This is a genomic window from Pseudomonas sp. ACN8, assembly GCF_002303925.1.
GTDB lineage: Bacteria > Pseudomonadota > Gammaproteobacteria > Pseudomonadales > Pseudomonadaceae > Aquipseudomonas.
Genome location: NZ_MRCS01000002.1, coordinates 149,153 through 172,303, shown reverse-complemented (window position 1 = coordinate 172,303; position 23,151 = coordinate 149,153). Strand labels below are relative to the sequence as shown.

The 23,151-nt window shown below is 60.6% G+C and carries 21 protein-coding genes; 10 read left to right on the top strand and 11 right to left on the bottom strand.

Going from position 1 to position 23,151, the window contains the following annotated elements:
- Window positions 1-270 precede the first annotated feature (270 nt).
- Window positions 271-984 carry an autoinducer binding domain-containing protein gene (locus BSF44_RS02065; protein ID WP_095942046.1) on the top strand — a complete coding sequence of 238 codons (714 nt, stop codon included), beginning with the start codon at window positions 271-273 and terminating at the stop codon, window positions 982-984.
- Between the two features lie 175 nt (window positions 985-1,159).
- Window positions 1,160-2,284 carry a methyltransferase gene (locus BSF44_RS02060; protein WP_095942045.1) on the top strand — a complete coding sequence of 375 codons (1,125 nt, stop codon included), beginning with the start codon at window positions 1,160-1,162 and terminating at the stop codon, window positions 2,282-2,284.
- A gap of 61 nt (window positions 2,285-2,345) precedes the next feature.
- Here BSF44_RS02060 and BSF44_RS02055 read toward each other — a convergent pair whose 3' ends face one another.
- From BSF44_RS02055 to BSF44_RS02045, 3 genes are all read right to left on the bottom strand, one after another.
- Window positions 2,346-2,513 carry a DUF2474 domain-containing protein gene (locus BSF44_RS02055; protein WP_095942044.1) on the bottom strand — a complete coding sequence of 56 codons (168 nt, stop codon included), beginning with the start codon at window positions 2,511-2,513 and terminating at the stop codon, window positions 2,346-2,348.
- 88 nt (window positions 2,514-2,601) lie between these two features.
- Complete coding sequence (cydB, locus tag BSF44_RS02050) at window positions 2,602-3,609, bottom strand: cytochrome d ubiquinol oxidase subunit II (protein ID WP_056728750.1); 1,008 nt, start codon at window positions 3,607-3,609, stop codon at window positions 2,602-2,604.
- 3 nt (window positions 3,610-3,612) lie between these two features.
- Window positions 3,613-5,049, bottom strand: coding sequence for a cytochrome ubiquinol oxidase subunit I (locus BSF44_RS02045; protein WP_095942043.1), 1,437 nt, complete (start codon window positions 5,047-5,049; stop codon window positions 3,613-3,615).
- Between the two features lie 395 nt (window positions 5,050-5,444).
- On the opposite strand from BSF44_RS02045, the gene BSF44_RS02040 reads away from it, so the two are divergent.
- Complete coding sequence (locus BSF44_RS02040) at window positions 5,445-6,695, top strand: MFS transporter (RefSeq protein WP_095942042.1); 1,251 nt, start codon at window positions 5,445-5,447, stop codon at window positions 6,693-6,695.
- A 5-nt stretch (window positions 6,696-6,700) separates the two neighbouring features.
- Here the strand turns inward: BSF44_RS02040 and BSF44_RS02035 are convergent, their stop codons facing one another.
- Together BSF44_RS02035 and BSF44_RS02030 are read right to left on the bottom strand one after the other, a co-directional pair.
- Window positions 6,701-7,252, bottom strand: a complete 552-nt coding sequence (locus tag BSF44_RS02035; RefSeq protein WP_095942041.1) for a DJ-1 family glyoxalase III — start codon at window positions 7,250-7,252, stop codon at window positions 6,701-6,703.
- 68 nt (window positions 7,253-7,320) lie between these two features.
- A complete protein-coding gene (locus BSF44_RS02030) occupies window positions 7,321-7,767 on the bottom strand; it encodes a DUF4879 domain-containing protein (RefSeq protein WP_095942040.1) in 447 nt (148 codons plus the stop codon).
- A gap of 221 nt (window positions 7,768-7,988) precedes the next feature.
- Here BSF44_RS02030 and BSF44_RS02025 point away from each other — a divergent pair, with 221 nt between their 5' ends.
- The 5 genes from BSF44_RS02025 to BSF44_RS02005 all read left to right on the top strand — a co-directional run bounded on the left by BSF44_RS02025 (window position 7,989) and on the right by BSF44_RS02005 (window position 12,826).
- Entirely contained in the window at window positions 7,989-9,284 is a 1,296-nt protein-coding gene (locus tag BSF44_RS02025) for an NCS2 family permease (RefSeq protein ID WP_008050771.1), read from the top strand.
- Window positions 9,281-10,360 (top strand): tRNA (uridine(54)-C5)-methyltransferase TrmA, encoded by a 1,080-nt coding sequence (gene trmA / locus BSF44_RS02020; RefSeq protein WP_095942039.1) that lies wholly within the window; start codon window positions 9,281-9,283, stop codon window positions 10,358-10,360. The genes BSF44_RS02025 and trmA overlap by 4 nt, the downstream gene beginning before the upstream one ends.
- A 113-nt stretch (window positions 10,361-10,473) precedes the next feature.
- Complete coding sequence (locus BSF44_RS02015; protein WP_095942038.1) at window positions 10,474-11,385, top strand: LysR family transcriptional regulator; 912 nt, start codon at window positions 10,474-10,476, stop codon at window positions 11,383-11,385.
- Window positions 11,386-11,525: 140 nt separating this feature from the next.
- Window positions 11,526-11,966, top strand: coding sequence for a type II 3-dehydroquinate dehydratase (aroQ, locus tag BSF44_RS02010; protein ID WP_095942037.1), 441 nt, complete (start codon window positions 11,526-11,528; stop codon window positions 11,964-11,966).
- 5 nt (window positions 11,967-11,971) lie between these two features.
- On the top strand, window positions 11,972-12,826 hold the full coding sequence (locus BSF44_RS02005) for a shikimate dehydrogenase (protein ID WP_095942070.1): 855 nt from the start codon (window positions 11,972-11,974) through the stop codon (window positions 12,824-12,826).
- A gap of 55 nt (window positions 12,827-12,881) precedes the next feature.
- Here BSF44_RS02005 and BSF44_RS02000 read toward each other — a convergent pair whose 3' ends face one another.
- Together BSF44_RS02000 and quiC are read right to left on the bottom strand one after the other, a co-directional pair.
- Entirely contained in the window at window positions 12,882-13,559 is a 678-nt protein-coding gene (locus BSF44_RS02000; RefSeq protein WP_057713206.1) for a TetR family transcriptional regulator, read from the bottom strand.
- Between the two features lie 102 nt (window positions 13,560-13,661).
- The gene (gene quiC, locus BSF44_RS01995; protein WP_095942036.1) at window positions 13,662-15,563 is read right to left on the bottom strand and encodes a 3-dehydroshikimate dehydratase QuiC; all 1,902 of its coding nucleotides are present in this window, start codon (window positions 15,561-15,563) and stop codon (window positions 13,662-13,664) included.
- A 268-nt stretch (window positions 15,564-15,831) separates the two neighbouring features.
- Between quiC and BSF44_RS01990 the strand changes: the two genes are divergently transcribed.
- The gene (locus BSF44_RS01990) at window positions 15,832-17,169 is read left to right on the top strand and encodes an MFS transporter (RefSeq protein WP_095942035.1); all 1,338 of its coding nucleotides are present in this window, start codon (window positions 15,832-15,834) and stop codon (window positions 17,167-17,169) included.
- Window positions 17,170-17,308: 139 nt separating this feature from the next.
- On the opposite strand, the gene BSF44_RS01985 is transcribed toward BSF44_RS01990, so the two are convergent.
- The 4 genes from BSF44_RS01985 to BSF44_RS01970 form a co-directional block, all read right to left on the bottom strand.
- Window positions 17,309-18,187 carry a DMT family transporter gene (locus BSF44_RS01985; protein WP_095942034.1) on the bottom strand — a complete coding sequence of 293 codons (879 nt, stop codon included), beginning with the start codon at window positions 18,185-18,187 and terminating at the stop codon, window positions 17,309-17,311.
- Between the two features lie 154 nt (window positions 18,188-18,341).
- The gene (locus BSF44_RS01980) at window positions 18,342-19,157 is read right to left on the bottom strand and encodes a sugar phosphate isomerase/epimerase (RefSeq protein ID WP_095942033.1); all 816 of its coding nucleotides are present in this window, start codon (window positions 19,155-19,157) and stop codon (window positions 18,342-18,344) included.
- Between the two features lie 2 nt (window positions 19,158-19,159).
- Window positions 19,160-20,215 (bottom strand): Gfo/Idh/MocA family protein, encoded by a 1,056-nt coding sequence (locus BSF44_RS01975; RefSeq protein WP_095942032.1) that lies wholly within the window; start codon window positions 20,213-20,215, stop codon window positions 19,160-19,162.
- A gap of 242 nt (window positions 20,216-20,457) precedes the next feature.
- Complete coding sequence (locus BSF44_RS01970; RefSeq protein WP_095942031.1) at window positions 20,458-21,234, bottom strand: IclR family transcriptional regulator; 777 nt, start codon at window positions 21,232-21,234, stop codon at window positions 20,458-20,460.
- A 175-nt stretch (window positions 21,235-21,409) separates the two neighbouring features.
- On the opposite strand from BSF44_RS01970, the gene BSF44_RS01965 reads away from it, so the two are divergent.
- A complete protein-coding gene (locus tag BSF44_RS01965; protein WP_095942030.1) occupies window positions 21,410-23,131 on the top strand; it encodes an FAD-dependent oxidoreductase in 1,722 nt (573 codons plus the stop codon).
- The last annotated feature ends 20 nt before the right edge of the window (window positions 23,132-23,151 follow it).

Genomic DNA, 23,151 nt, shown 5'->3' with positions numbered 1-23,151 from the left:
GCAAAGAAAGCAGCGTAACCACCGACAAATTGTAGTGGTATTAACAAGCACTACTGATCATTTATTAGATGCGGCATACAACCATGATTATAAAATGACATATGGCATTTCATAACTCATCTATCGCCTAAGAACCTGAACCACACTTTTTCAACAGCTAAAAGAACAAAATTGTCGAACCCCTAGCGTAGGAACTGTCCTACACTTCGTGACGTGCCGGATTTCGGATCCAATATTGCACAAGGACAACAAGCATATGGAGATCACCGTATGGAGATCTGGAAAGAGTCACAGCTCAAACACTTGGCGCACACACAAGAGATCAATACGGCCTATCGAATCGCGCTCAACTTCGCTAGAAACCTTGGGTATAAATTTTGTGGCTTTTCAATTACTTCGAACTCAGTCGGGGCCCGCGCCAGTTCAGTGAACCTGAACAATTTTCCCCATGAGTGGAACGATCAATATGAAAAAAACAACGCTACGCAAATAGACCCGATAGTAGCGCATTGCAATCACTCAACATTGCCTGTTCTCTGGAGTGAAGAGCTTTTTGCCAGGACGCCATGGCTATGGCAGTTGCTGCGGCAACAAGGTTTGCAGCATGGCTGGTCCCAGGCGGTACACGATGAGGAAACCGGTCTGTGCAGTATCCTCAGCCTGGCCAGAAGCCACTGCCCGATTTCAGCCTATGAGTTGTACGAGCATCTTGGGTTCTCGGTGTTCATCAGCCGCCATTTGCACGCTCTGGCGCTCGGGATGCAACCGAAAAAAACGGTCCGCCCCCAAGCGCCCCCCTTGTCACGACGGGAACTCGAAGTATTGAAACTGTCGGCCGATGGCAAGACGGCCTATGAAATTGCCAGGATCCTCAATTTGAGTGAGCGCACGGTCAATTTTCATGTGCACAGGGCTATCGAGAAGTTCGGCGTCAACAACAAGATTGCGGCAGTCATCGCCGCGGCCCGGTCCGGAGCCATCTGAGAGCGCCCGACTGCGGGAAAACCCGCGGGTAATCCAGGCAAAAAAAACGTACCATTTGCGGTCCCTCCTGAGTGATGGCGTGTAGACCTTCACGACGCAGTACACTCGGACGGCTCCGCCCGCTCCAACGCCTTCGGGCAGCGGGACATCCGTTGATTACCCAGAGCCCCGCCCCATGCCTTTGCTCGAAACACCCTTCGCCAGCCTTGACCTGATCCGCCAGCCCGAACAGCAGAACGAACCGCTGCAAGCTTTCGATGCAGCCGATGAATACCTGCTCAATCATCTGGCCGAACAGCAGCCGGCATCGGGCACCCGGGTATTGGTGCTCAATGACAGTTTCGGCGCATTGGCGGCCAGCCTCGCGGGCAAGGTGCGGGTGGTCAGCAGCGGTGATTCGTTCCTGGCCTTGCAGGGTCTGGAAAAGAACCTGGTGCGCAACGGCCTGGCGTTTGATGCGGTGCCGGGCGTACCCGCCAGCGAAACCCCAGCCGGGCCGTTCGACTGCGTACTCATCCGTGTACCGAAAACCCTGGCACTGCTGGAAGAGCAACTGATCCGCCTGCAAGGCCAACTGGCTCCCGGCGCCCAAGTGGTTGCCGCCGCCATGATCAAGCATCTGCCCCGGGCGGCGGGCGACTTGCTGGAGCGTTACATCGGCCCCGTGCAAGCCTCGTTGGCGGTGAAGAAGGCGCGGCTGTTGATTGCCACGGCTCAGGACAAAACGCCAGCGGTGTCGCCTTACCCAACGCGATACAGACTCGACGAACCGGCTATCGAACTGCTCAACCACGCCAATGTGTTTTGCCGCGAAGGCCTGGACATCGGCACCCGGGCATTTTTGCCACACCTGCCGAAAAACCTCGGCTCGGCGCGGGTCGCCGACCTCGGTTGCGGCAACGGCGTCCTGGCCATCGCCAGCGCCCTGCAAAACCCCGAGGCCCACTACACGCTGGTGGACGAGTCGTTCATGGCCGTGCAATCGGCGTCCGAGAACTGGCGCGCAGCCTTGGGTGAACGGGAAGTGATCGTACGCGCCGGTGACGGCCTGGCCGGCCAGGAACCGCAATCGCTTGACGTCGTGCTGTGCAATCCACCGTTTCACCAACAACAGGTGGTGGGCGACTTCCTGGCCTGGCGGATGTTCCAGCAGGCCCGCGAAGCGCTGGTCGTGGGCGGCGCGCTGTACATCGTCGGCAATCGTCACCTGGGTTACCACAGCAAGCTGGCGCGGTTGTTCCGTGGCGTCGAGCAAGTGGCGGCCAATCCGAAGTTCGTGATCCTCAAGGCACGCAAGTAACAGAAAAAAAACCTCCGGTCGGAGGGTCGTAAATCCGTGCCCTGAGGCCACGGGAGAGATGTCAGTGCGTGGTCAGGCCGGCCGCGTTCATGAACAGGCGCATCAGGCTGGCGACGATGAACAGGGCGCCCACGCTGCCGACCCAGATCAGGGCCAACCAGCCGAGCCGCTGCCATAGCGGCTTTTTTTCGGCTTCTTCAATGTCGTGCAGGGTGTGTTTACCGGACATGGCTCATTACTCCGTTTAAGGTGGATGGCGTCTGTGAGGACGCCATCGCGAGCAGGCTCGCTCCTACAAAGGTTCGTGGTGCACAGGACTAGTGATAGCCGTCTTCATGGGTGACCTTGCCGCGGAACACGTAGTAGCTCCAGAAGGTGTAGCCCAGGATGAACGGGATGATGAACAGCGTGCCCACCAGCATGAAGCCCTGGCTTTGCGGCGGCGCGGCGGCATCCCAGATCGAGATCGACGGCGGGATGATGTTCGGCCACAGGCTGATGCCCAATCCGCTGTAACCGAGGAAGATCAGCACCAGGGTCAGCAGGAACGGCGTGTAGTGCGCGTTGCGGGCCACGGCACGGATCAGGCCGTACATCGTCACCAGCACCAGAATCGGCACCGGCATGAACCAGAACAGGTTCGGCATGGTGAACCAGCGAGCGGCGATATCCGTGTGGGCCAACGGGGTCCAGATGCTGACGATGCCGATCACCGCCAGCAGTACGAAGGCCAATGGCCGTGCCAGGTCATGCATCTGTTCCTGCAACTTGCCTTCGGTCTTCATGATCAGCCAGGTGCAACCGAGCAAGGCATACGCCACCACCAGCGCTGCACCACAGAACATCGTGAACGGTGTCAGCCAGTCCAGTGAACCACCGGCGAACTGCCGGTTGACCACCGGCAGCCCGTCGATGAACGCGCCAAGCGCAACGCCCTGGAAGAATGTCGCGGTGACCGAGCCACCGATGAACGCCTTGTCCCACAGGTGACGCTTGTCGTCTCTGGCCTTGAAGCGGAACTCGAAGGCCACGCCGCGGAAGATCAGCCCGATCAACATCAGGATCAGCGGCAGGTACAGCGCCGAGAGCACCACCGAATAGGCCAGCGGAAACGCGCCGAACAACGCCGCACCACCCAACACCAGCCAGGTCTCGTTGCCGTCCCACACCGGGGCGACGGTGTTCATCATCACATCGCGATCGGTCTTGCCCGGAATGAACGGGAAGAGAATGCCGATGCCCAGGTCGAAACCGTCCATGACCACGTACATCATGATGCCGAAGATGATGATCACGGCCCAGATCAGCGGAAGATCAATACCCATGATTCAAATCTCCTTGGTCAGGCTGTGATCGGCGTCGGTGTGATCGTCGTCGGCTGCGGAAAACGGCCGGGCCGGCGTGCGTTTCTGGCCGGGGCCACCGTCGTTGGTTTCCTTGCCTTCGTCGGTCTTCGGCCCCTTGCGCACCAGGCGCATCATGTAGCCAAGACCGGCACCAAACAGAGCGAAATAAACCACGACAAACAGGATCAGGGTGATGCTCATCTGCATGAAGCTGTGATTGGACGAGGCATCCGCCGTACGCATCAGGCCATAGACCACCCATGGCTGACGGCCGATTTCCGTGGTGAACCAGCCGGCGAGGATCGCGATCAGGCCGGACGGCCCCATCCACAGCGCCAGGTACAGGAACGGCCGCGAGGTGTAGAGGGTGTCGCGCTTGCGCAGCCACAGGCTCCACAAACCGGTGAAGATCATCAGCATGCCCAGGCCCACCATGATCCGGAACGACCAGAACACGATGGTCGAATTCGGCCGGTCTTCAGGTGGGAACTCCTTGAGTGCCGGCACCTGCTTGTCCAGTGAGTGCGTGAGGATCAGGCTGCCCAGATACGGGATCTCGACGGCGAATCTGGTTTTTTCTTCCTTCATGTCCGGCCAGCCGAACAGGATCAGCGGGGTCGCCTCGTCGCCCTTGTTTTCCCAGTGGCCTTCGATAGCGGCGATTTTCGCCGGCTGATGCTTGAGCGTATTGAGACCGTGGAAATCACCGATGACCGCCTGGATCGGCGCAACGATCAATGCCATCCACATGGCCATCGAGAGCATTTTGCGAATCGCCGGGTTGTCCTTGCCGCGCAGCAAATGCCAGGCCGCGGAAGAACCGACGAAGAAGGCCGTGGCGACGAACGCCGCCGTAGCCATGTGCATCAGGCGATACGGGAACGACGGGTTGAAGATAACCGCCAGCCAGTCGGTGGGTATGACCTGACCGTTGACGATCTCGAAGCCCTGCGGGGTCTGCATCCAGCTATTGGAAGCGAGAATCCAGAACGTGGAGATCAACGTGCCGATGGCCACCATCACGGTGGCGAAGAAGTGCAGGCCACGCCCGACCTTGTTCCAGCCAAACAGCATGACGCCCAGGAACCCGGCTTCGAGGAAGAATGCCGTGAGTACTTCATAGGTCAGCAACGGCCCGGTCACGGAACCGGCGAAGTCCGAGAAACGGCTCCAGTTGGTGCCGAACTGATAGGCCATTACCAGACCGGAAACCACCCCCATGCCGAAGTTGACGGCAAAGATCTTCGACCAGAAATGGTAGAGGTCACGGTAGGTGTCGTTATGGGTTTTCAGCCACAGGCCTTCGAGTACCGCCAGGTAACTCGCCAGGCCGATGGTGATGGCCGGAAACAGGATGTGGAACGAGATGGTGAATGCGAACTGAATTCGGGCGAGATCAAGTGCCTCTAAACCGAACATAAGTCTTCCTCTGTCAGGTAGTACGGCTGCCGGCTTAAAGCCTGCACCCACGGCCCCCACGGATATGGAGTGTGGCGAATCTCTGTTTGTTCTTTTTTTTTGCACGCATCACAACGCAGGGAGTCTGGCCTTGCGGCCGCCGGATCAAATCCTTTTGTGGGTTTTGACCTGGATCAATCAACGTTGAAAGAGTAGTCCCAATTTCGGGGATGAACCGCGTGGTCTTTTGCCGCGTGACAAGTTGCCTCACGGCTTTTGTCATCCTCAGCAACACATTCCCTGTGGGAACCTGGAGAAAATCGATGTCTGGCTAACTAAAATTTTTGTCACGGCAACTTTCTGTTACAGGTTGGTGATAATCTCGCCGTTCCCCTCTCCCCCAGACTTCCCCGCAGATGCCCAGCCAAGAGCCCTTGCTGTTACGTCACCATCGCCCTTTTCTCGCGTTCTGGCTGGCCCGGGTATTTACCGCCAGCGGCTTCCAGATGCTCACCGTGGCCATCGGCTGGAACCTGTACCAATTGACCGGCAACGTGCTCGACCTGGGTCTGGTCGGCCTGGTCGAGTTCGCCCCGCGTGTACTGTTCATGCTGCACACAGGGCACGTCGCCGACCGCTATGACAGGCGCAAGGTCGCGGCGATCTGCCAGTCTTTGCAGGCATTGATCGCCCTGTCGTTGGCCATCGGCAGCGCGACTGATCATGTCACCCGGGAAATGATCTTTATCCTGGCCTTCCTGCTCGGTGCCGCTCGCTCCTTTGAAATGCCCACCACCCAGGCCCTGCTGCCCAGTATCGTGCCCAGCGCGCTGTTTCCCCGTGCGGTCGCCGCCGCGCAATCGGCCCAGCAATCGGCCACCATCGTCGCCCCGGCCCTCGGCGGTTTGCTCTACGCCTTCGGCAGCGTCTGGGTGTATGGCCCGACGGTACTGCTGTATGTCATCGCCTGTTCGCTGATGCTCAATCTGCCGGCCCGGCAAACCCCGTTGAACAAGGGCAAGGCCACTCTGGATTCGCTTCTGGCGGGCATTCGCTTCATCCGCAGTCGTCCGGACATTCTCGGGGCGATTTCCCTCGATCTGTTTGCGGTGCTATTGGGTGGCGCCACGGCGCTGCTGCCGGTGTTCGCCAAGGACATTCTGCTGACCGGCCCGTGGGGGCTTGGCCTGCTGCGTTCGGCACCGGCGGTGGGCGCGCTGCTGATGTCGCTGTTCCTGGCGCGGTTTGCCGTGGAGCGCAACGTCGGGCGAGTGATGTTCACCGCCGTGGGCATCTTCGGTGTGGCAACCATCGCCTTCGGCCTGTCGACCTCGTTCTGGTTTTCCCTGGCAGTGTTGGTGGTGCTGGGCGCGGCAGACATGATCAGCATGGTGATCCGCGCCTCGTTCGTGCAACTGGAAACCCCGGACGAAATGCGTGGCCGGGTCAGCGCCGTGAATGGTCTGTTCATCGGTGCCTCGAACCAGTTGGGCGAATTCGAATCGGGTCTGACCGCCCACTGGTTCGGCACCGTGCCAGCCGTGGTCATGGGCGGGATCGGCACGCTGGTGGTGACCGGGGTGTGGGTCAAACTGTTCCCGACACTGGCGCGCCGCGATCGCATGCACATGGCTAAAGATGAAGAGACGGAAGAGGCGAAAGTCTAAGCAATCTAAACCAACAACTCCCCCGCCACCGCCGCACGTGTGGGTTTTCCGCAGAGTTGTTCCACCAGCGCCAGGGCAAATGCCAACGCGGCAGCCGAGCCTTGGGCGGTGATGCAGTTGCCATCGACCACTACCGGTTGATCGACGAAGTTACAGCCCAACAGTTGATGGCTGGCCGATGGCAGACAGGTCATGCGTCGTTGACGCAATACGCCAAAGGCCTGCAGCGCCACGGCAGGCGCTTCGGCGATGCCGGCGAACAGACGACCGGCCGCTGCCTGATCCTTGATCAATTGTTGCAGGGGTTGGTGGGCTGCCAGGTGCTGCGAACCCACCGCGCCACCGGGCAAGGCAATCAGGTCGAAGGGTTGCGCCAACAGGTCCACCAGCATCGCATCGGACGTCAGGCGAGTGCCGCGGGCGCAGGTGAGCATGCGTCGCCCTTCGATGCTGGCCACCACCACTTCCACTTTGGCGCGGCGCAGTACGTCTATCAGGGTGACGGTTTGCAGGTCATCGGTACCCTCGGCGAGGGCAATCAAGGCTCTAAAGGTCATCAGGGACTGTCCACGGAATGATCTTTTAAGCGTAGTCAGCTTTCCCGACCCTTGTTCGAGAGCCGTGGTTACTTGATGTAAAGCTGCGTCGACATCGTGTTGCCGGGCGCATTGATCGAGGTGTTGCTGAAGGTCAGCGTACCTTCCTGCTTGCCCGCCAGATCGAGGGCATACACGTAACCGACGGTTTTTTCCCCGGGGGTGCAACTGGTCAGGTTGCCGTTCTTGAACGCGCAAACCGGCGTCCGTGTACCGTTCACTTCGAAACCGTCCAGGGCGACATGGGCCTCACGCCCGTAACCCACTTCCAGCACGTACACCATGATGTTCGGGCCATTGTGATCGCAGCGCGTCCGGGCTTGCCCCTCGTCGATATTCTCGACACCACAGGACGGCGACGCGATTTTGAGCACTTTCAATTGCGTCAGCGGTGGAGCCGAGGCCGCCACGGCCGTTTGAGCCCCGAGAAACAACGCCATCCCTACTCCGAAGGCGGCAACCAGACGCTTTTTCATGCAGTACTCATCCCCCCAAAAAACCAGCGCGCAGTATGGCGCACTTGGCTTTGTCGCAAAACATCGACGACGATCACCGCCAAAGCAGCCATATTCCCAAGCTACTGGTATGATGCGCGGCTTTTTCCGGCCCACAGTAATTTCCAGGCGCGTTCTGCTGCCTGTGCTTTGCTGTTGAGGTCGATACATTCACGGCGCCCGGCGCGCCACGGGGAGCAGACATGCTGGAAAGGCTGTTTCAACTCAAGGCACACAACACCAACGTGCGGACCGAGATTCTGGCGGGCGTCACGACCTTCCTGGCCATGGCCTACATTCTGTTCGTCAACCCGAGCATCCTCGGCGAGACCGGCATGGACAAGGGCGCGGTGTTCGTCGCCACCTGCCTGGCCGCCGCCATCGGCTCGACAACCATGGGCCTGATCGCCAACTACCCGATCGCCCTCGCACCGGGCATGGGCCTGAACGCCTTCTTTACCTACACCGTGGTCCTGCACATGGGCCATACCTGGCAAGTGGCGCTGGGCGCGGTGTTCATCTCGGCGGTGTGTTTCTTCCTGCTGTCGATCTTCCGCATCCGTGAATGGATCATCAACAGCATCCCGCTGCCGCTGCGCTCGGCGATTGCCGCCGGCATCGGCCTGTTCCTGGCACTGATCGCCCTGCACAACGCCGGCATCGTGGTCAGCAACCCGGCGACCATGGTCGGCCTCGGTGACCTGAAACAACCGGCCCCGATCCTCGCTACCCTCGGTTTTGCCCTGATCGTCGCCCTCGAAGCCCTTGCTGTGCGCGGTGCGGTGCTGATCGGCATTCTGGTGGTGACCATCATTTCCATCGTGATGGGCTTCACCCCGTTCGGCGGCGTGATGTCGATGCCGCCGTCCCTGGCCCCGACTTTCCTGCAACTGGACATCAAGGGTGCGCTGGACATCGGTCTGGTCAGCGTGATCTTCGCCTTCCTGTTCGTCGATCTGTTCGACAACTCCGGCACTCTGATCGGTGTGGCCAAGCGCGCCGGTCTGATGCGCAAAGACGGCCACATGCCGAAAATGGGCCGCGCGCTGATCGCCGACAGCACCGCCGCCATGGCCGGTTCCCTGCTGGGCACTTCGACCACCACCAGTTACATCGAATCCGCCGCCGGCGTGAGTGCCGGTGGCCGCACCGGCCTGACCGCCATCGTGGTGGCATTCCTGTTCCTGCTGGCGCTGTTCTTCTCGCCCCTGGCCGCCAGCGTTCCGGCCTTCGCCACCGCACCGGCACTGCTGTTCGTCGCCGTGCTGATGACATCCGGCCTGGCCGAAATAGACTGGGACGACATTACCGTCGCCGCGCCGGTGGTGATCACCGCGCTGGCAATGCCGTTCACTTACTCCATCGCCAATGGCATCGCCTTCGGTTTCATTTCCTGGACCGCCATCAAGCTGATGTCCGGTCGCGGCCGTGAACTGAACCCGGCGCTGGTGATCCTGTCGATTCTGTTCGTGATCAAGCTGGGTTGGTTCAACGCATGACTTTTGATTCCCAGGCCTACGCCGTTCAGCTCGAAGAAAAGGTCACGCGTCTGCGTGACCTGCTGGCTCCGTTCGATGCACCGGAGCCAGCCGTTTTCGATTCGCCACTGAAAAACTTCCGCCTGCGCGCCGAGTTCCGCCTGTGGCGCGAGGCCGGCGAGCGTCACTACGCGATGTTTTCCCAGGAAGACAAACGCACGCCAATCCTGATCGAAGAGTTCCCGATTGCCAGCCTGCGCATCAACCAGTTGATGCCGCAGCTGAAGGCAGCATGGCAAGCCAGTGCGCCCCTGAGCCACAAGTTGTTCCAGGTGGAGTTCCTGACCACTCTGGCCGGCGACGCGATGATCACCCTGTGCTATCACCGCCCGCTGGACGAGCACTGGCATGCGGCGGCGTCGAAACTGGCAGCCGAGCTGAACGTCAGCATCATCGGCCGCTCCAAGGGCAAACGCGAAGTTATCGGTCACGATTATGTGGTCGAGAAGCTGGAAGTCGGCGGTCGCACCTTCAGCTATCGCCAACCTGAAGGCGCGTTCACCCAGCCCAACGGCACGGTGAACCAGAAGATGCTCAACTGGGCATACGATGCGCTTGGCGATCGCTCCGATGATTTGCTGGAGCTGTATTGCGGCAACGGCAACTTCACCCTGCCCCTCGCCACCCGCGTGCGCAAGGTGCTGGCCACCGAAATCAGCAAGACCTCGGTCAACGCGGCGCTGAGCAATCTCAGCGAAAACGCTGTGGATAACGTCACCCTGGTGCGCTTGTCCGCCGAAGAGCTGACCGAAGCCCTGAACGAGGTGCGTCCGTTCCGTCGCCTGCACGGCATTGACCTCAAGAGCTACGAGTTTGGTAGCGTGTTCGTCGATCCGCCCCGCGCCGGCATGGACCCGGACACCTGCGAGCTGACCCGACGCTTCGACAACATCCTGTACATCTCCTGCAATCCGGAGACCCTGGCAGCCAACATCGCCCAACTGCACGACACCCACCGCATCTCCCGATGCGCGATGTTCGACCAGTTCCCGTGGACCCATCACATGGAATCCGGGGTGATGCTGACTCGGCGTTGATTGCAAACGCCACCACAAAAAAACCGTCCTCGTGACGGTTTTTTTGTATTCGTGCGCGGGAGACTGATAAATACTGGGTCGGGTACTTCATCTGATCCCCGGTGTAATCAATCATGCAGCGACAATTCGACGATCTTCAGTTGGGCAGCATCGAGCTGTTTTGCCTGGCCGCCGAGGCCGGCAGTTTTACTGCCGCGGCGCTGGTGGCGGGTGTCACTCCCGCTGCCGTGAGCCGTTCGGTGTCGCGCATGGAAGAACGCCTGGGCGTGCGTCTGTTTGCACGCACCACCCGCAGCGTGAAGCTGACCGACAGTGGCCGCCGCTATTACGAGGAGTGTCGCCTGGCCCTGGCACAACTGATCGAGGCCCAGCGTGAGGTGATGGGCCAGCAGCAAGTGCCATCCGGTACCTTGCGCATCAGTATTCCGACCACCTACGCACATCATCGAATCTTGCCGTTGCTGCCAGAATTTCGGGCGCGCTATCCGGCGGTGAAGGTCGAGTCGCACATCAGCAATCGCAACATCGATTTCGTCGGCGAAGGCTACGACATGGCGATTCGCGTGCGAGCCATCCCGGATTCCGGCCTGATCGCCCGACCGCTGGAAGATGCCGCCCTGGTAATGATCGCCAGCCCTGATTACCTGAAACAGGCCGGTACTCCGCAAACCCTCGACGATCTCGAAAAGCACGAGTGCATTCAGTACGAACTGCCCAGCAGCGGCCGGCGCATTGCCTGGTTGTTCAACGATGAAGGCGTGCCCAGGGAGATTCTGGCCGAGGGCAGCCTAAGCTGTTCCGACGATGTGCTGGGCGGTGTCACCTTGGCCAAACATGGGGCGGGGTTGTTTCAGACCTATCGTTTTATCGTGGAAAAGGAACTGGTCGACGGCTCGCTGGTGGAAGTGCTCAAACCCTATGGCGGGCGCTCGCGGCCGTTTACCTTGCTGTATCCGCAAAGTCGGCATGTACCACTGCGCTTGAGGGCGTTCATTGATTTTCTGGTGGAGCATTTGCCGCGCTGAACTGCAAAAGTGTCCGATCACCGCACACAAACCGCCAGTGTGCCTTCACTTCAATTGACCAAATTAACCAGTTAGTACAATTTATCTCCACAGGCCGGGATCCTCGGCCGATTCCAAAAATAATAAGTGGAGAGATTCCGATGTCCCCTATCGTTCTGGTGCTCAACGGCCCGAACCTGAACCTGCTCGGCACCCGTGAACCAGCGACTTACGGCCACGAAACCCTGGCAGACATCTCGGCCTTGTGCGCACGTACCGCCGAAGAGTTCGGCCTGGCAGTTGAGTTTCGCCAGACCAACCATGAAGGCGAATTGCTCGACTGGATTCACGCCGCCCGCGGTCGCTGCGCCGGGATCGTCATCAATCCTGCCGCGTGGACCCACACCTCGGTCGCCATCCGCGACGCCCTGATCGCCAGCGAATTGCCGGTGATCGAAGTCCACCTGTCCAACGTGCACGCCCGCGAGCCCTTTCGCCACCACTCGTTCGTCTCCGCCATTGCAACGGCGGTGATGGCCGGTTTTGGCAGTCATGGCTATCGCCTGGCGCTGGAACACTTCAGTCATCGTTTGAAGGGGTGATCGCCTTGACTCAGAACCACGTGATACTGGCCGGGCTGATTGGCGCCGGCATCCAGGCGTCCCGCACACCGGCCATGCACGAGCATGAAGGCGATGCCCAGGGGCTGCGCTACCTGTATCGCCTGATTGATCTTGATCAGTTGAAGCTCGACATCAACGCCCTGCCCGACCTGTTGATGGCCGCCGAGCGCATGAACTACACCGGGTTGAACATCACCTTTCCCTGCAAGCAGGCGATCATCCCGCTGCTCGACGAACTCTCGCCGGAGGCCCGCGGTATCGGTGCGGTCAACACGGTGGTGCTCAAGGACGGCAAACGCATCGGCCACAACACCGATTGCCTGGGCTTTGCCGAGGGTTTTCGCCGGGGTTTGAAAGGCGTTGCCGTTGAGCGTGTCGTACAAATGGGTGCCGGCGGCGCAGGTGCGGCGGTGGCCCACGCGTTGCTGAGCGAAGGCGTACAACAGCTAAGCATTTTTGACGTGGACATCCGCCGCGCCCAGGATCTGGCTGACAATCTCAATCAGCATTTCGGCGTCAGTCGGGCGGTAGCCGGGTATGACCTGCCCAGCGCCATGGCCCAGGCTGACGGCCTGGTGAACACCACGCCGATGGGCATGAAAAAGCTGCCGGGCATGCCGGTGCCGGTGGAGTTGCTGCGGGCCGAAATGTGGGTGGCGGAGATCGTCTACTTCCCGCTGGAAACCGAACTGCTGCGCAACGCCCGCGCCCTCGGTTGCCGGACGCTGGACGGCGGCAACATGGCGGTGTTTCAGGCAGTGAAGGCATTCGAGTTGTTCAGCGGCGTGGTGCCGGATGCCCAGCGGATGCTCGAGCATTTCCAGAGCATGAATGACTGAAAAGCTTCGCGGGCAAGCCACGCTCCCACAGGATCGGTGTTTGCCCGCGATGGATTCAGGCTTGCAGGTACCGCAGAACCGACTCGCAAATCATCTCCCGATGACGCTGCTTGATGCGTTCGTCCGGCAGGTCGATCTGGAAAATCTCACCAAAGGTGTGGCGGTTCGAGACGCGATAGAAGCAGAACGAACTGATCAGCAGATGCACATCCAGCGGATCAAGACCGGTACGGAACAGCCCTTGCTCGGCGCCGCGGCGCAGAATCTCGCCCAGTGAATCGAGGATAGTGTTGTTCATCGCCTTGATCGCATCGGAGCGCTTCACGTACTCGGCGTTGTGAATGTTCTCGATGCTGACGATGCGCACGAAATCGACGTTGCGATCATGGTGATCGAAGGTGAACTCCACCAGCCGCCGAATGGCTTCGACCGGCGCCAGTTCCGCCAGGTGCAGGCGGTTTTCGGTGTTGCGGATATCGCCGTAGAGTTTCTCCAGCACCTCGACGTAGAGCTGTTCCTTACTGCCGAAGTAGTAATAGATCATGCGCTTGGAAGTGTGGATGCGCTCGGCGATGGCATCGACGCGAGCCCCGGAAAGCCCCTGCTGGACGAATTCGACAATCGCCTCCTGCAGGATGTTTTCGCGGGTCTTTTCCGGGTTGTTCTTGCGACTCTTGCGCGGCTCGGCACCAGGTTCTACGGAGGCTGCGGGGAGTTCTGAAGTCATTGTCATTGCGGGCTCACGGCCATCACTGCACAGGCTGGCGATTATGGGCTGCGCGGCACGGTGAAGGAAGCCGCGCGGCCCACGTTTAATCCCGCGTTTACGAATTACCTACAACTTCGCCTGGCGCAATGCGCCGCTACGGGATTTGGCCATGGCCGCCAGGCGCACCGCGACGTTGGCCGCGCCGTAGCCGGCATAACCGTTTTTACGCTGGATGATTTCGAAGAAGAATCGCCCCTCGAACGGCTCGGTGTACACATGAAACAGTTCACCGCCCTGGGCGTCGCGATCGTACAACACATTGTAGTAGGCCAGTTCGCTCAGGAACTCGTCGTCGAAATCGAACCGCGCCGCCAGGTCATCGTAGTAGTTGAGCGGGATATCCAGCAGCGGCACGCCCGCCTCTTTGGCACGGCTGACCTGGGCAAAGATGTCATCGCAATCAAACGCGATGTGATGCACACCGGAGCCGCGATAACTCGACAGCGCGTGTGAGATCGCGGTGTTGCGGTTCTCGGAAATGTTCAGTGGCAGGCGGATCGAACTGTCGCGACTGCGCAAGGCACGGCTCTTCACCAGACCATAAGGATCCGGCAGCACGACTTCATCGTCCGCCTCGAAATCCAGCAGGCTCTTATAGAACAGCACCCAGCTGTCGAGGCTGTCGGCCGGCAGCGCCATGGCCATGTGGTCGATGCGCTTGAGGCCACCGCTGACCGGCGCATCCGCCAACAGATTGAAGTCGGTGCCGTAGACGTCGGCATCCTGGTCCACCAGATAGATCAGGCTGCCATCCGGCGCACGCACCGCCGCCAGTTCCAATTCATTGGGGCCCACCAGCCCGCGATAGGGCTGGCCCTTGTAGGCCACGGCTCGGGCCAGCGCACTGGCGCTGTCCTTGACCCGCACGGCAGTCGCGCATAACGAAGGGCCGTGGGCTTCGAAAAAGCTGTGGCCGAAGGAGTAAGGCTCTGAGTTGAGGATCAGGTTGATATCGCCCTGACGCATCAGGCTGACGCTCTTGGAGCGATGCTGCCCGGCCTTGACGAAACCCAGTCGCGCCAGCCAATGGGCGAGCTTGGCGCCGAGGCTTTCGTCCACGGCGAATTCAAGAAACTCGATGCCGTCGTACTCGCTGGCCTTGGGCGTTTCGAACAGAATCCCGGGGTTGGCCGCAGGCTTGGCTTCCTGCGCCAGACGCTCGCGGGTTTTCTCTTCCAGGTACAACAACGAGCGCAAGCCGTCGGCGGCGTTGGCCCGTGGAGGCGCGGCGCGGAAACCATCGTTGAAGATTTCCAGTGACAAAGGCCCGGTGTACCCACTCTTGATGATCGGCGCGAGGAACCCCGGCAAATCGAATTCACCCTGGCCCGGGAAGCAGCGAAAATGCCGGCTCCACTCCAGCACGTCCATGGCCAGGATCGGCGCGTCGGCCATTTGCACGAAGAAAATCTTGTCGCCTGGAATCTCGGCAATAGCGCTCGGATCGCCCTTGAGCGACAAGGTGTGAAAGCTGTCCAGCAACACGCCGAGGCTTGGGTGATCGGCCTGCCGCACGATGTTCCACACCTGTTGATATGTGTTCACATGCCGACCCCAGGCCAGCGCTTCATAACCGATGCGCAGGTCGCGTGCCCCAGCATGTTCAGCCAGCAGCCGCAAATCGTCGACCAGAATCTGTTCATCACCGATGGACTCGGCCGAGGCGTTGCTGCACACCAGCACCAGGTCAGTGCCCAGCTCCTGCATCAGGTCGAATTTGCGCTCGGCGCGTTCCAGATTGCGCGACAATCGATCACGCCGACAGCCTTCGAAATCACGGAACGGTTGAAACAGGGTGATGGCGATCCCGAGATCGACGCACATCTGTTTAATTTCCCGCGGACTACCGTCGTAGTAGAGAAGGTCGTTCTCGAAAATCTCGACGCCGTCGAAACCGGCGGCGGCAATGGCTTCGAGCTTTTCCGGCAGGGTACCGCTCAAGGATACGGTGGCAATGGAACGCTGCATGTTTCGGCTCCCGGTGGAGGCTTCGGCTACAGGGAATTTGCGCCGCTTTTAAAAGAGTGAGGGGATTATTGAGGCGGTTGGTGCATTGAGCAATTTAAAGTGTACTACCCAGTTAGTTTTGTGTTCGATTATCGAACATAATGGTGATTAGCGAATTGACGATTTTTTGTCCACTGCCCAACATCGTCCTCACATTAAGTCCGGACACGCAACACCGGTCGCGATGTCCAAAACACCAAATAACAAATTCAAAAAACGGGTGGTACACATGATTCCTTCCCAAAGCTCACGCATGGCTCCGGCCATGAACGTCACTGCCGGTGGCATCGGCGACAAAATTCGCGGCGCCATGGCTGTCGGCAAAACCCGTTGGGGGATGCTGGCACTGGTGTTTTTCGCCACCACCCTGAACTACATCGACCGCGCCGCCCTGGGCGTGATGCAACCGATCCTGGCCAAGGAAATGAGTTGGACGGCGATGGACTACGCCAACATCAACTTCTGGTTCCAGGTCGGTTACGCCATCGGCTTCGTGCTGCAAGGCCGCTTGATCGACCGGGTCGGCGTCAAGCGCGTGTTCTTCTGCGCGGTATTGCTCTGGAGCCTGGCGACCGGCGCCCATGGCCTGGCCACTTCGGCGGTCGGCTTCATGGTTTGCCGATTCATCCTCGGCCTCACCGAAGCTGCCAACTACCCAGCCTGCGTGAAAACCACCCGCCTGTGGTTCCCGGCCGGCGAGCGCGCCGTGGCTACTGGCATTTTCAACGCTGGCACCAACGTCGGCGCGATGTTCACCCCGATGCTGCTGCCGCTGATCCTGCACGTTTGGGGCTGGCAGGCCGCGTTCCTGTGCATGTCGGCACTGGGCGGGATCTGGCTGCTGTTCTGGGGCCTGAAGTACTTCAACCCGGAAGATCACCCGAGCGTCAAACAGTCGGAGCTGGACTACATCCAGAACGAAGTCGAACCGGAACAAACCCGCGTATCGTTCTCGAAAATCCTGCGCATGCGTGGCACCTGGGCCTTCGCCCTCGCCTACTCGATCACAGCGCCAGTGTTTTGGTTCTACCTGTACTGGCTGCCGCCGTTCCTCAACCAGCAATACAACCTGGGCATCAATGTCACCCAGATGGGTATCCCGCTGATCATCATCTACCTCACTGCCGACTTCGGCAGCGTTGGCGGCGGCATCCTCTCCTCGTTCCTGATCGGTCGCGGCGTCAACCCGATCAAGGCGCGACTGATGTCCATGTTCCTCTTCGCCTGCTGCATCATCGGCGTGATCATGGCGGCCGGCTCCAGCAACCTGTGGGTCGCGGTGGCCGCCATCTCCCTGGCCATCGGCGCACACCAGGCCTGGACCGCGAACATCTGGAGCCTGGTGATGGACTACACGCCCAAGCACATGATGAGTACGGTGTTCGGCTTCGGCGGCATGTGTGCGGCGATTGGCGGGATGTTCATGACCCAGCTGGTCGGCCACATCCTGACCATCACCAACAACAACTACACCGTGCTGTTCACCATGATTCCGGCGATGTACTTCATTGCGCTGACCTGGATGTACTTCATGGCACCGCGCAAGATTCCGACCGTCACTGACTAAAGATCGCCGCACTACCCCCTGTAGGAGCGAGCATGCTCGCGAAAAACCTGAGAGCGACGCGGGTATCCAGACAACCCGTGTCATCGTTGACGAACATCGCGAGCAGGCTCGCTCCTACAGGTCGTTTCTCTTTGGGCTTTTACCGGCGGCTTTGTTGCCACGCGGCCGCCAACCCGCTGCAGCAGATCACGGCAATGCCGAGCACGGTGGTCAGTGTCGGTGTATGGGAAAACAGCAGCCAGCCCAAGAGGCCGGCGAAGATGATCTGGCAATAGCTGAACGGTGCCAGCAGTGCCGGTGCCGCGAGGCGGAACGCCTGGGTCAGGAACAGGTGTGCCGTCATCCCGCAGGCCCCCAGCGCCAGCATCATCGCGCCATGCACCAGGTTCGGCGTCTGCCAGAAGAACGGCACCAGCGCACTCATCACCAGCGTGTTGCACAAGCCTGCAAAGAAGTTGCTGGTGGTCGGGCTGTCGATCTCGCTGAGCTTGCGCGTCAGCAGTTGATAGAAGCAGAAAAACAGCGCCGAGCAGAACGGCAGCAACACCGCCGGGGTAAACAGATCACCACCGGGGTGAACGATGATCAGCACCCCACTGAAACCGAAAATCACCGCCAGCCATTGCCCCCGGGTCACCCGCTCGCCAAGCAGCGGTACCGACAGCGCGGTGACCAGTACCGGCGCGAGGAAGTTGACCGACGTCGCCTCGGCCAGCGGGATGTACATCAGCCCCGTGGTGAAAAACAGACTGGTGCCCAGCAGGCACAGCGCCCGGATCACCTGCAGCAATGGCCGCTTGGTACGCAACACCCCCAGCCCGGACTGCGGCAGGAAAATCCCGGCCATCAGCAAGGTGTGAACCACGTAACGCGCCCAGACCACCATGACGATGGGATAGAAACCGGAGAGGTATTTGGAAAAGGCGTCGTGGCTGGAAAACAGGAAGGTTGCGACAACGATCAGCAGGATCCCTTTGAAGGGCTGATTGACGCCGGAAAGCGGGGTGCTGACGGTCATGGGGTTTCCTTACTGAAGTCAAAAGCATCACATGCAGGAGCGAGCTTGCTCGCGATGGTCGTCAACGATGATGATGGCCGCCTGGATAAACACGGCGCCCTCACGTCCCTCGCGAGCAAGCTCGCTCCTACAAGCGAAAGGTGCGCAGCACCGATTACAGCCGCGCCAACAATTCCCGGGTTTTATCCAGCGCCATCTGCGCCCGGTCCAATCCACTCACGCCCTGCTCCAGCAACTGCACGGTGGGAATCTCCAGACTCAATGGAATGTCAGCCGGCAAACCGCGCAACAACCCCTGCAGGTCACAATCGCCATCGCCGGGGAAGCGCCGTTCGTTACGCGCCTGACGCAAGATCTCCGCCATGTCGGCCGGCCGTGGTCCTGCGACGTCACACAACTGTGCATACCGTAACCGTGAGGGGGCAACTTTGACCAGTTCTTCCAGCCGCGATCCTGAGCGGTCAAAGTGAAAGGCGTCCACCAGTACGCCGCCGTTTTCACGCCCGGCGTTTTCCACGATTCGCGCGGCTTGTTGAAGATTGCGCGCATCGGTCCAGGGCATGAACTCCAGATGCGGGTGCAGCCCATAGGCTGCCGCCAGATCACAGAGTTCGGCAAAATGCTGCGTCAGCCGCTGTTCGTCAGGATCGTTACCGGCCACCAGCAACTCACTGGCGCCGAACTCGGCACCCACTGCCAGGATTTGCTCGAAATCGGCGACGACGGTTTCCGGCTTGAGCCGCAGGATTTCGACGTCCAGCACCCGAATTCCGGTATCGCGCAGACGCGCCAGGGTCTGGCGCCGCAATTGATGGTCGCCCACCAGGGCAAAATGGTGCTCCTCAGGAGTCGCCGGCACCAAGCGCAAGCCGACATGGCTGTAGCCGGCCCGCGCGGCGACCTCGACCATATCGGGCGGCGACAACTCCAGCACGGTCAGGCTGGCCAGGGAGAACATACGCTCGCTCATGCTCAACCCTCGATCAAGGATGGCGCGCAGGCACGCCCGGTTTCGGCGGCTTCGCGGATGGCTTCGATCAGCGCCAACGTACGCGCGGCATCGGCGGCACTCACCAGCGGCTCGACCTCCCGACGCACAACACGCGCGAAGTGCTGCAACTGCAAACGCAGGGCCTCATCAGTACTGAAGCTTTCCTGGGTTGCCAGCAACGGTTGATGCCAGCCTCCGTCGACTTCGTTGTAGTGCCAGTGTTTAAGCTGCGGAATGCTCAGCGCCCCACCTGTCCCGGCCAGCAAGTAACACGGTTGATCAGGATGGCGCGGATACACCGGGTTCTCCCCCGAATCCAGCTCCCAGCTCCAAGGCGCGGCCACCGCATCGGAGCCGGTCAGGCTGCCCAGTGCGCCGTTGTCGAATTGCAGCAACACCGCCGCGCAATCCTCGTTGGCAAACCCGCGAATGGCATTGCTGGTGATGGCCTGAACCTGACGCACTTCACCGCACAAGTGTCGCAGAAGATCGAGGTCGTGGATCAGGTTGGTCAACAGCATCCCGGCACCGGCCTCGCGACGCCAGGGTGTTTCAAAATAACTGTCGGGCTTGCGCAACTGCCAGAGCGCCGTGACCGTGGTCAACCGACCCAATGCGCCGCTGTGGACAAGTTCGTGGGCGCGGACGATCAGCGGATTGTGCCGGCGGTGATGTCCGACCAGTACCGGAACGCCACTCACCTTCGAGGCAGCCACCAGCTCCCGGGCTTCATCCAGGTGCACGCCCACCGGTTTTTCCAGCAGCACCGGCACACCGGCCGCGAGGCAATCGAGGGCCGTGTTGACATGCTGCGTGTTCGGGTTGGCGACTATCACGGCGTCCGGCTTCGCCTGCTCCAGCATCTGACGATGATCGGCGAAACAGGCTACGCCCCATTGAGCCGCAAGGCTGGCCGCCTGCGGTCCCGGATCGGCCACGGCACATAACGTCGCTTCAGTCAGGGATTGCAGATGCTGGTAATGCTGCTGGCCCATGTTGCCAGCACCGATCAGGGCGATGCGAAGTGGCGAATTCAAGGTGCGGTCCTCTTGTGAATATTATTGGAGCGATGAATCTCCAATAATTTAGAACCTGGTTCCAGATTCTTACACAGACCTGTCCTGAAAGTGTTCGAACAGCGCACAGCTTCTCAAGTTGAACGCAGTTCAAAATGTGGGAGCGAGCCTGCTCGCGAAGAGGGTGTGTCAGTCGCCATCCAGATCGCATGACACACCGCATTCGCGAGCAGGCTCGCTCCCACAAGGGATTTGCAGTGGCCTTAACTGAACAACTCCGACGCCAGGCTCGCGGCACTCAACTCCTCGGTGTACGCCAGCAACAACGGCGCCAGCTCATGCAGCCGCACCCCCGGCATCCGCGCGCTAGGCCCGGCGATGCTGAGCACGCCGATCACCCGCCCATCGGCGGGATGGCGCACCACGGCCGCAATCGCCGAAGTGCCTACCGCCGAGCTCTCCTCGACCCAGGCGTAGCCCTGCTCCCGCGCCAGACGCAGGCGTTCGAGCAATTCGATGTTCGAGCGCGGCGCGTTCGGCCCCACATGTTCCGGCACCTGCGCACCCTGCCGTTCCACCAGCGACAAGGCTTCGGCATCGCTCATGCACGCCAGCCACGCATGCCCCGAGGCGGTGTAGAACAACGGCGCATCGCGGCCCATGTCCGGGTCGTAACGCAGACCGGAACGCGCGCCCTGGGATTTGGCGATCCAGGTCTGACGCTCACCGTCGATCACCCCGAGACGCACCAGTTCGCCGGTTTCCTGAGCCAGGCGGTCAAGCACCGGCTGCACGATATCGGCACCGCTGCTCGACAGGTAACGGAAGCCCATCGCCACCAGTTTGGTCGAGAGGTGATAACGCAAATTATCCGGATTCTGCCGCACGTAACCGAGGCGAATCAGCTCGGCCAGTAGGCGATGGGTCGCGCTCTTGGGGATGTCCAGTTGCTCCGCCAGGGTCTGCATCGGCAGGCCACGGGGATCGCTGGTGAGGCTTTCGAGCACACTGAAAACACGTTCGATCTGACTGCCGGCCATGGTCGCTTCCACGCAAAATTTGCTCGATTCTAGAAGACAACCGCACGAATGCGAAATCTGGAACTGAGCGTTCGATAACCGCCCGCTTTACGCCCTCCAGACTTGTACGGCTCCACTTGATTCTTATATTTTTTGGAACCAGATTCCAAAACAATAAAACACCGGAGCTCAAACAATGCCTGCCCAAGCGCACGTTCTTCCCGACATCGACTGCGATGTGCTGATCGTAGGCTCCGGTGCGGCGGGACTGTCGGCGGCCGTGACCGCCGCGTGGCACGGGCTGAAAGTCATAGTGGTGGAAAAGGACCCGGTGTTCGGCGGTGCCACGGCCTGGTCCGGTGGCTGGGCCTGGGTGCCTTGCAACCCGCTGGCCCGGCGCGCGGGCATCGTCGAAGACGTTGAACTGCCCCGCACTTACCTGAAACACGAACTGGGCGAGCGCTTTGATCCGGCGATGATCGACGCATTCCTGGAAGCCGGCCCGCGGATGGTGTCGTTCTTCGAGCAGCACACCTCGCTGCAATTCGCCGACGGCAACGCCATTGCCGACATTCATGGCGACACGCCCGGGGCAGGCACCGGTGGACGCTCGGTGATCGCCGCCCCTTACGACGCACGAAAAGTCGGAACACTGCTCAAGCGTCTGCGCAAAACCATGCGGGAAACTTCGTTCATGGGCATGCCGATCATGGCGGGGGCAGACCTCACGGCATTCCTCAACCTGACCCGCTCGCTGTCGGCGGCCTGGCACGTTACGCGGCGTTTCAGCCGTCATCTGTTAGACCTCGCCATGCATGGCCGGGCGATGCAACTGGTCAACGGTGTGGCCTTGGTGGCGCGCCTGGCGAAATCCGCCGATGACCTCGGCGTGTTGCTCTGGGAATCAGCGCCCGTGACCCGATTGCTGCGCGAGAATGATCAGGTACGAGGTGCGGTGATCAGCACCGCCAAAGGCTCTGTGCGCATCCATGCACGCAAGGCCGTGGTGCTCGCCGCAGGTGGTTTCGCCAATGACGTCCAACGCCGCAAGGCACTGTTCCCCCGCACACCGACCGGGCATGAGCATCTGGCCCTGCCGCCCCTCGGCGTTTGCGGCGATGGCCTGCGCCTGGGCGAAAGTGCCGGCGCCCGGATCAATAGCGACATGGCGTCCGCCGTCGCCTGGGCGCCGGTCTCGCAGGTGCCGCACAGCGACGGCAGCACGGGACACTTCCCGCACATCATCGAGCGGGGCAAACCCGGCATCATCGGTGTGCTGAGCAACGGCCAGCGTTTCGTCAATGAAGCCAACGGCTACTACGACTACGTCACAGCCATGGTCGCCGCTGCCCCGCCGGGTGAAGAAGTAGTGTCGTGGCTGATCTGCACCCATGGCTTTCAACGTCGTTATGGCTTGGGCATCTCTCGGCCATTTCCGGTGCCACTGTCATCCTTCATCCGAAGCGGCTATCTGAAAACCGGCAACACTCTTGAGGAATTGGCGGCAGCCTGCGGCATCGACCCGATTGGCTTGCTCAGCACCGTATCGGACTACAACCGCCACGCGCGCAACGGCGAGGATCCGCAGTTCGGTCGTGGCTCCACGCCCTACAACCGCAAGCAGGGTGACGCACTGCAACGACCCAACCCATGCGTCGCGCCGATCGACCAGGGCCCCTTCTATGCCGTGAAAGTCCAGCCGGGCTGCTTCGGCACCTTCGCCGGGCTCAAGGTCAACCAACATGCCCAGGTCCTGGATGGCGCGGCGCAACCCATCGCCGGCCTGTACGCCGCGGGCGGTGACATGGCCAGCATCATGGGCGGCCACTACCCCGCTGGCGGCATCAATCTCGGCCCGGCGCTGACCTTCGGCTACATCGCCGCGCGCCATATCGCAGGCGTCACCGCTTATGAATAATCCGCGAGACCGGCGATCGC

What these genes read in the sequence shown, in the direction of transcription:
- BSF44_RS02065 (WP_095942046.1), top strand. Translation starts at nt 271, where the DNA reads ATGGAGATCTGGAAAGAGTCACAGCTCAAACACTTGGCGCACACACAA.
- BSF44_RS02060 (WP_095942045.1), top strand. Translation starts at nt 1,160, where the DNA reads ATGCCTTTGCTCGAAACACCCTTCGCCAGCCTTGACCTGATCCGCCAG.
- BSF44_RS02055 (WP_095942044.1), bottom strand. Translation starts at nt 2,513, where the DNA reads ATGTCCGGTAAACACACCCTGCACGACATTGAAGAAGCCGAAAAAAAG.
- cydB (WP_056728750.1), bottom strand. Translation starts at nt 3,609, where the DNA reads ATGGGTATTGATCTTCCGCTGATCTGGGCCGTGATCATCATCTTCGGC.
- BSF44_RS02045 (WP_095942043.1), bottom strand. Translation starts at nt 5,049, where the DNA reads ATGTTCGGTTTAGAGGCACTTGATCTCGCCCGAATTCAGTTCGCATTC.
- BSF44_RS02040 (WP_095942042.1), top strand. Translation starts at nt 5,445, where the DNA reads ATGCCCAGCCAAGAGCCCTTGCTGTTACGTCACCATCGCCCTTTTCTC.
- BSF44_RS02035 (WP_095942041.1), bottom strand. Translation starts at nt 7,252, where the DNA reads ATGACCTTTAGAGCCTTGATTGCCCTCGCCGAGGGTACCGATGACCTG.
- BSF44_RS02030 (WP_095942040.1), bottom strand. Translation starts at nt 7,767, where the DNA reads ATGAAAAAGCGTCTGGTTGCCGCCTTCGGAGTAGGGATGGCGTTGTTT.
- BSF44_RS02025 (WP_008050771.1), top strand. Translation starts at nt 7,989, where the DNA reads ATGCTGGAAAGGCTGTTTCAACTCAAGGCACACAACACCAACGTGCGG.
- trmA (WP_095942039.1), top strand. Translation starts at nt 9,281, where the DNA reads ATGACTTTTGATTCCCAGGCCTACGCCGTTCAGCTCGAAGAAAAGGTC.
- BSF44_RS02015 (WP_095942038.1), top strand. Translation starts at nt 10,474, where the DNA reads ATGCAGCGACAATTCGACGATCTTCAGTTGGGCAGCATCGAGCTGTTT.
- aroQ (WP_095942037.1), top strand. Translation starts at nt 11,526, where the DNA reads ATGTCCCCTATCGTTCTGGTGCTCAACGGCCCGAACCTGAACCTGCTC.
- BSF44_RS02000 (WP_057713206.1), bottom strand. Translation starts at nt 13,559, where the DNA reads ATGACAATGACTTCAGAACTCCCCGCAGCCTCCGTAGAACCTGGTGCC.
- quiC (WP_095942036.1), bottom strand. Translation starts at nt 15,563, where the DNA reads ATGCAGCGTTCCATTGCCACCGTATCCTTGAGCGGTACCCTGCCGGAA.
- BSF44_RS01990 (WP_095942035.1), top strand. Translation starts at nt 15,832, where the DNA reads ATGATTCCTTCCCAAAGCTCACGCATGGCTCCGGCCATGAACGTCACT.
- BSF44_RS01985 (WP_095942034.1), bottom strand. Translation starts at nt 18,187, where the DNA reads ATGACCGTCAGCACCCCGCTTTCCGGCGTCAATCAGCCCTTCAAAGGG.
- BSF44_RS01980 (WP_095942033.1), bottom strand. Translation starts at nt 19,157, where the DNA reads ATGAGCGAGCGTATGTTCTCCCTGGCCAGCCTGACCGTGCTGGAGTTG.
- BSF44_RS01970 (WP_095942031.1), bottom strand. Translation starts at nt 21,234, where the DNA reads ATGGCCGGCAGTCAGATCGAACGTGTTTTCAGTGTGCTCGAAAGCCTC.
- BSF44_RS01965 (WP_095942030.1), top strand. Translation starts at nt 21,410, where the DNA reads ATGCCTGCCCAAGCGCACGTTCTTCCCGACATCGACTGCGATGTGCTG.